This window comes from Lysobacter sp. 22409 (assembly GCF_052045105.1).
Lineage (GTDB): Bacteria > Pseudomonadota > Gammaproteobacteria > Xanthomonadales > Xanthomonadaceae > Lysobacter > Lysobacter antibioticus_B.
This window is the reverse complement of record NZ_JBQEOE010000051.1, coordinates 29,335-36,044: the sequence shown is the minus strand read 5'-3', so window position 1 is coordinate 36,044 and position 6,710 is coordinate 29,335. Positions and strand designations below refer to the sequence as shown.

Below are 6,710 nucleotides of genomic sequence, written 5' to 3'. Positions count from 1 at the left end.
CCGCGACCGCGTCAAGGCACCAACGACGTAGCCCGCATTGCCAGGGCTATCTCGAAACACCCATGCGCTCTAATCGCGCTTCTCGCTGTCGCCCATCCGCAGCCGTTCGCGCCCGCGCTCGGTCAACACCGCGACTTGGGTTTCGCCGCGCGTCTCTACCCGCACCCAACCCGGGCCGGTGTGGCCGCCGATGGCGTCTTCGCCGATCCACGCCAACTCGCGCAGCAACACGCTCATGCGCAGGCCCAGGCGCTTGCACAGGCGCGGCAGAGACACGCCGTCGGCTTCGCCGGCCAGCATCGCCAGCAGGGCCTCAGTCGACTCGGACAAGGCCGATGTCCTTGGACGCTTGCAGGCCTTGCGCCGCTTGCGCCAGGTGCGGATGCACGAGCACCGGGATCGATTTCGAGGTCGGGGTGCGCGCCTCGTCGGCGAAGCTCGACAGCGGCACCAGCGCATTGGTCTCGGGGTAGTAGGCGGCCAGGCAGCCGCGCGGGATGTTGTATTCGACCAACAGGAAGCGCCGGGCGATGCGTTCGACGCCGTCCTCGCACAGGCTTTCCAGGTCGACCCAGTCGCCGGCGTTCATGCCCAGGGCGGCGATGTCGTCGCGATGGATGAACAACACCCGGCGTTCGCCGAACACGCCGCGGTAGCGGTCGTTCATGCCGTAGATGGTGGTGTTGTACTGGTCGTGCGAGCGGGTCGTCGCCAGGGTGAACACTGGTTGCTGTTGGCTGGCGCGTGCGCGGTGCACCGGCAGGTCGGTCGGCACCGCATGGGTCTTGAACAGCGCCTTGCCCTCGGCATTGAGCCAGCGCCGTTCGGCCGCGGCATTGGGCAGGTGGAAACCGCCGGGTACGCGCACGCGCCGGTTGAAATCGTGGAAGTCTTCGAACACCTCGGCGATCTTGTCGCGGATGCGGTCGTAGTCGCCGACCAGCCACAGCCACGGTACTTTGCTGCGGGCGCCGAGGGTGGCCGCGGCGAGACGCGCGACGATCGCCGGTTCCGACAACAGGGTCGGTGCGGCCGGCGCGTTGATGCCGGCCGACAGGTGGACCATGCTCATCGAGTCTTCGACGGTGACGCCTTGCGCGCCGCTGTCCTGGATGTCGATCTCGGTGCGGCCGAGGCAGGGCAGAATGTAGGCGTCGCGGCCGTGCACGAGGTGGCTGCGATTGAGCTTGGTGGTGACGTGCACGGTGAGGTCGCAACGGCGCAGGGCGCGATGCGTGGCCTCGGTGTCGGGCGTGGCGGTGGCGAAGTTGCCGCCCAGGCCGAAGAAGGTCTTGCAGCGGCCGTCGAGCATGGCCTCGATCGCGCCGACCGTGTCGTGGCCGTGTTCGCGCGGCGGTTCGAAACCGAACACTTCGTGCAGGCGGTCGAGAAAGGCCGGCGACGGCTTTTCGTAGATGCCCATGGTGCGGTCGCCCTGCACGTTGCTGTGGCCGCGCACCGGGCAGGGCCCGGCGCCGGGGCGGCCGATGTTGCCGCGCAACAGCAGCAGATTGCCCAGCATGTGGATGGTCGCGACCGAATGCTTGTGTTGGGTGATGCCCATGCCCCAGCAGCAGATCACGCTGCCTGCGCGGATATAGATATCGCCGGCGCGTTCGAGTTCGGCGCGGCTGAGGCCGGACTCGGCCTCGATGGTGTCCCAGGATTCGGCGGCGACGTCGGCGGCGAAACGCTCGAAGCCGCGGGTGTGCTCAGCGATGAAAGCGATGTCGACGACTCTGTCGCGGCCTTCGCGCTGCGCCTGGGCATCGGCTTCGAGGGTGCGCTTGATGATGCCCTTGACCGCGGCCAGGTCGCCGCCGATGCGCAACTGGAAATAATCCGAGGAGATCCGGGTCGAACCGTTGTGCAGCATCTCCAGCTTGTCCTGCGGGTCGGCGAACTTCTCCAGGCCGCGTTCGCGCAGGGGATTGAACGAGACGATCGCGGCGCCGCGCTTGGCCGCCTTGCGCAGCTCGCCGAGCATGCGCGGATGGTTGGTGCCCGGGTTCTGGCCGAAGATGAAGATCGCATCGGCGATCTCGAAATCGTCGAGCAGCACGGTGCCTTTGCCGACGCCGAGCTGGGCCTTCATCGCCGTGCCCGAGGGTTCGTGGCACATGTTGGAGCAGTCGGGGAAGTTGTTGGTGCCGAACTCGCGCACGAACAACTGATACAGGAAGGCGGCTTCGTTGCTGCAACGCCCGGAGGTGTAGAACAAGGCCTGGTTCGGCGAATCCAGGGCGTTCAGATGCGCGCCGATGCGGGCGAAGGCTTCGTCCCAGCCGATCGGCAGATAGCGGTCGCTGGCCGCGTCCCAGCGCATCGGATGGGTCAGGCGGCCCTGGTTTTCGAGCCAATGGTCGCTGTAGCGCGCGAGCTCGGCGACTGTGTATTGGGCGAAAAGCTCCGGTGTCGCGCGATGCCTGGTCGCTTCGGCGGCCACCGCCTTGGCGCCGTTCTCGCAGAACTCGAAGGTCGAGGTGTGGTCGCGGTCGGGCCAGGCGCAGCCGGGGCAGTCGAAGCCGTCGGGCTGGTTGGCCGAGAGCAGGGTGCGCGCGCCGTGCACCGGTACGTCCTGTTCGAGCAGGTGCCGGGCGACGCTGCGCAAGGCGCCCCAGCCGCCGGCGGGGCCGTCGTAGGGGCGGATGGTTTTCTTGCTCATGAGTTCGCTTCCATTGCGTCGTCGTCGCCGTCGTCGCCGTCTTCGCCGGCGTGCGGGCCGTCGTCGAGCAGGCGCTGCGGGTGGGTGTAGACCGCGTGCCCGTCGTCGCGGGCGAAGCCGATCAGGGTGAGGTGGGCCGAGTCGGCCAGCGCGATCGCCAGCGCGGTCGGCGCCGAGATCGCGGCCAACAGCGGGATGCCGGCTTGCGCGGCCTTCATCGCCATCTCGAAACTGGCGCGGCTGGTGACGACGGCGAAACCCTGCAAGGGGTCGAGGCCGGCGGCGACCAAGGCGCCGATCAACTTGTCGAGGGCGTTGTGGCGGCCGACGTCTTCGCGCACGAACAGAACGCGCCCGTCGCGATCGGCCCAGCCTGCGGCATGGGTGGCGCCGGTCAAAGCGTTCAAGGGCTGGCGTTCGCGCAGTTCGCGCAAGGCGCGGTGCAAGGCCCCGACGCGGATCGGCTTGCTGTCGCGCAGACGCGGCGGCGGCCGCAGCACCGCTTCGATGCTCTCGGTGCCGCACACGCCGCAGCCGCTGCGGCCCTGCAGGTTGCGCCGGCGTTGTTCGAGCGCGGCGACGCGGGCCTCGGGAATGGACAGCTGCAGGGTGATGCCTTCGAGCGAGGTCGCGATCTCCCCGACCCGCAGTTCGTCGGCGCCGGCGACGATGCCTTCGCTGAGCGAGAAGCCCAGGGCGAAATCGGCGAGGTCCTCGGGCGTGGCCATCATCACCGCGAACGGCGTGCCGTTGTAGACCAGCGCGACCGGCACTTCGGCGGCGATCGCATCCAGGGTGTCGTCGACGCGCGCGCCACGGCGGCGGCGCACCGGGCGCGACACCGCGCCGGCGCGGGCCGGGTCGGGCGTGGTGGCGTGTTCGTGTGCGATCTTGCTCATGGTTTCGTTGGCCGGACGGCGCGGGCGCCGTCCGGCGATGGCCTCAATGGAACAGCACGAAGGCTTTCTGCAGGGTCACCCACATGCCCCAGGCCAGGGGCAGGCCGACCGCGGCCCAGGCCGCGAGCACCAGGGCCGGATGACCGCCGTGACCGATCAGCGCCATCTGCGCGTCGCCGACCGACGCGGGCAGGGCGCCATTGTGGCCGGTCTTCTCGTGGGCGAGGCGTTTTTCGCGCGCCAGTTCCTCGGCGGTCATGAAGTGCTTCTGCGCGATCGGGCGCACCATCAGATTGCACAGCAGGCCCAGCACCAACATCCCGGCCAGGATATACATCGTGATGTTGTAGACCTGCGAAGGCGGCATGCCCAGGCCGAGCTGGTAGTCGCGCATGTAGGTCACCACCACCGGGCCGAGGATGCCGGCGGTGGCCCAGGCGGTGAGCAGGCGGCCGTGGATCGCGCCGACCATCTGGGTGCCGAACATATCGGCCAGGTAGGCGGGGATGGTGGCGAAACCGCCGCCGTACATCGACAGGATCACGCAGAAGATCGCCACGAACGCGGCGATGCTGCCGGCGCCGGAGCCGGCCCAGGGCGCGCTGGCGTACAGGGCGATGCCGAGCACGAAGAACACCACATAGGTCATCTTGCGGCCGATGTAGTCCGAGGTCGACGCCCAGAAGAAACGGCCGCCGATGTTGAACAGGCTCAGCAGGCCGGTGAAGCCGGCGGCGATCGCCGCGATCAGGCCCAGTTGCGCCTCGTCGAGCGACTTGATGCCGCCGTCGACGCCGATCAGCTGGCCGCCGAACACTTCCTGCAGCATCGGCGAGGCCATGCCGATCACGCCGATGCCGGCCGAGACGTTGAGGCAGAGCACGCCCCACAGCAGCCAGAACTGCGGGATGCGCCAGACCTTGCTCACGTGCACGTGGTGCTGGGTGATCATGGTGTTCGCGCTCGCCTGCGGCGGCGTCCAGCCCGCCGGCGTCCAGCCGCTCGGCGGGATGCGGTAGCCGAAGGCGCCGGCCATCATGAAGACGAAATAGATCGCCGCCATGGTCAGGAAGGTTTCGAACACGCCGACCGAGGTCGCGGTGGCGTAGTGCTTCATCAGCAGGTCGGCGAGCGGGCTGCCGATCATCGCGCCGCCGCCGAAGCCCATGATCGCCATGCCGGTGGCCATGCCGCGGCGGTCGGGAAACCATTTGATCAGGGTCGAGACCGGCGAGATGTAGCCCAGGCCCAGGCCGATGCCGCCGATCACGCCCGAACCCAGCCACAGCATCCAGATCTGATGCGTCTTGACCCCGATCGCGGAGATCACCAGGCCGCCGCACCAGCACAGCGCCGAGACCACGCCGGCCTTGCGCGGGCCGGCCCGTTCCAGCCAGCCGCCCCAGATCGCCGCCGAACAGCCCAGCAGGACGAAGAACAGCGTGTACATCCAGGTCAGTGCGCTGACTTTCCAGTCGCAGTCGGTCGCGACCATGCGCGCGAAGAAACCCATGCTCGCCGGACACTCGATCGGCGCGCCGATCCCGACCGCCTGCGACAGCGGCAGCCAGAACACGCTGAAACCGTAGGCCATGCCGATGCACAGATGGATCGCCAACGCCGCCGGCGGCACCAGCCAGCGGTTGAAGCCAGGGCCGGCGACGATGCGTTCTTTCGCCAACACACTTTCCGATTGCCGGCCTTCCGTGGCGGATGGCGGGGTTGCTGAGACCACCGCGCTGTCACTGGACATAGGGACCCCTCCGATTACGACTGCGACTGCCTAGGATCTGCATCAATATGTACTTCAGGACATATTTGGGGGTCAGTCCGGAAGCGTGAGCGAGGCTATCCCAGGCAGAAGGTGACGTATATCACCGGGTAGTCTAATAATCGGCTCTGTAAAGCCGGTTTGAACGCCGGCGCCGGACCTGCCGCTGCGGCTGCCGCGTTGCGTCGCGGCCCGGTCCGCAATGCGGCAAGACCCGAGGAGCGCCGGCATGTTCAAGGTCCAGATCCAACCCAAGTGGACGCTGCACGCCGCCGACGGCCGGCCGTTGCCGCCGAAGCTGATCGATCTGTTGCTCGGGGTGCATGCGACCGGCTCACTCGCGGCGGCCTGTCGCGATCTCGACCTGTCCTACCGCTACGCCTGGGGCTTGCTGCAATCTTCGCGCGCGCTGTTCGGCACGCCGTTGCTGCGGATGACGCGCGGCCGCGGCGCGCGCCTGACCGCGCTCGGCGAACGCCTGGTCTGGGCCGAGCAGCGCATCGCCGCGCGCCTGGCGCCGACGCTCGACAGCCTGGCGTCGGAGGTCGAGGTCGAACTGCAACGCGCGCTCACCGCGCAGGCGGCGCCGCAGCGCCTGCACGCCGCGCACGGCTTCGCGGTCGAAACCTTGCGCCGTTTTCTCGACGAGGCCGGCACGCCGGTCGACCTGAAATATCGCAGCCCCGGCGAGGCCTTGAGCGCCTTGCGCAGCGGCGATTGCGACCTGGCCGGCGTGCATTTGCCGATCGGCGAGTTCGAGCGCGAAATCCTGGCGCTGTACGCCGACCGCATCGATCCGCTCAACGACCGGGTCCTGCACCTGGCGACGCGGCGCATCGGCCTGGTCGTTGCCGCCGGCAACCCCAAGCGCATTCGCGTGCTCGCCGATCTGCTGCGCGAGGACGTGCGCTTCATCCACCGGCAACCCGGCTCCGGCGCGCGCCTGTTGCTGGAACGCATGCTGGCGCGACAGGGGCATTCGATCCGCGAGGTGCGCGGTTGCGGCATTGACGAGCTGACCCATGCCGCGGTGGCCGCCTACGTCGCCAGCGGCATGGCCGACGCCGGCTTCGGCCTGGAGACGCCCGCGCGGCGTTACGGTCTGGATTTCGTACCGATCGCCTCGGAGCATTATTTCTTCCTGGTGCGCGCCGAGAGCCTGGCGACGCCGGGCCTGGCCGAGATGCTGGCGATCCTGCGCAGCGAGCGTTTCCGCCACGAGCTGGGCCTGCTGCCGGGTTACGACGCCGACCGCTGCGGCACCGTGCAGGACCTGTACGAAGCCTTCCCGACCGCGCGGGCGGTGTTCGGGTAAGGAACGCAGTGCGGTTCGGTCGTGGTCGATGTTCCGGTCGCGGCTCACGCCGCTCCTACA

Annotated in this window: 5 protein-coding genes; 1 reads left to right on the top strand and 4 read right to left on the bottom strand. The window is 68.5% G+C overall.

The window, feature by feature from the left end; genetic code table 11:
• Window positions 1–69: 69 nt before the first annotated feature.
• Genes ACTJJK_RS20450 through ACTJJK_RS20435 form a run of 4 tightly spaced genes read right to left on the bottom strand, consistent with a single transcriptional unit; the run spans window position 70 to window position 5,317 of the window.
• Window positions 70–300: a hypothetical protein gene (locus tag ACTJJK_RS20450; protein WP_152566301.1), complete on the bottom strand. Its 231-nt coding sequence runs from the start codon at window positions 298–300 to the stop codon at window positions 70–72.
• Window positions 301–313: 13 nt separating this feature from the next.
• Window positions 314–2,665, bottom strand: a complete 2,352-nt coding sequence (locus ACTJJK_RS20445; RefSeq protein ID WP_440731119.1) for an FdhF/YdeP family oxidoreductase — start codon at window positions 2,663–2,665, stop codon at window positions 314–316.
• Window positions 2,662–3,564 (bottom strand): formate dehydrogenase accessory sulfurtransferase FdhD, encoded by a 903-nt coding sequence (gene fdhD, locus ACTJJK_RS20440; protein WP_440731118.1) that lies wholly within the window; start codon window positions 3,562–3,564, stop codon window positions 2,662–2,664. Before fdhD ends, ACTJJK_RS20445 begins: the two co-directional genes overlap by 4 nt.
• Before the next feature lie 43 nt (window positions 3,565–3,607).
• On the bottom strand, window positions 3,608–5,317 hold the full coding sequence (locus ACTJJK_RS20435; protein WP_440731117.1) for an OFA family MFS transporter: 1,710 nt from the start codon (window positions 5,315–5,317) through the stop codon (window positions 3,608–3,610).
• Window positions 5,318–5,564: 247 nt separating this feature from the next.
• Here ACTJJK_RS20435 and ACTJJK_RS20430 point away from each other — a divergent pair, with 247 nt between their 5' ends.
• Window positions 5,565–6,650 carry a substrate-binding domain-containing protein gene (locus tag ACTJJK_RS20430; RefSeq protein WP_440731116.1) on the top strand — a complete coding sequence of 362 codons (1,086 nt, stop codon included), beginning with the start codon at window positions 5,565–5,567 and terminating at the stop codon, window positions 6,648–6,650.
• Window positions 6,651–6,710: the final 60 nt, after the last annotated feature.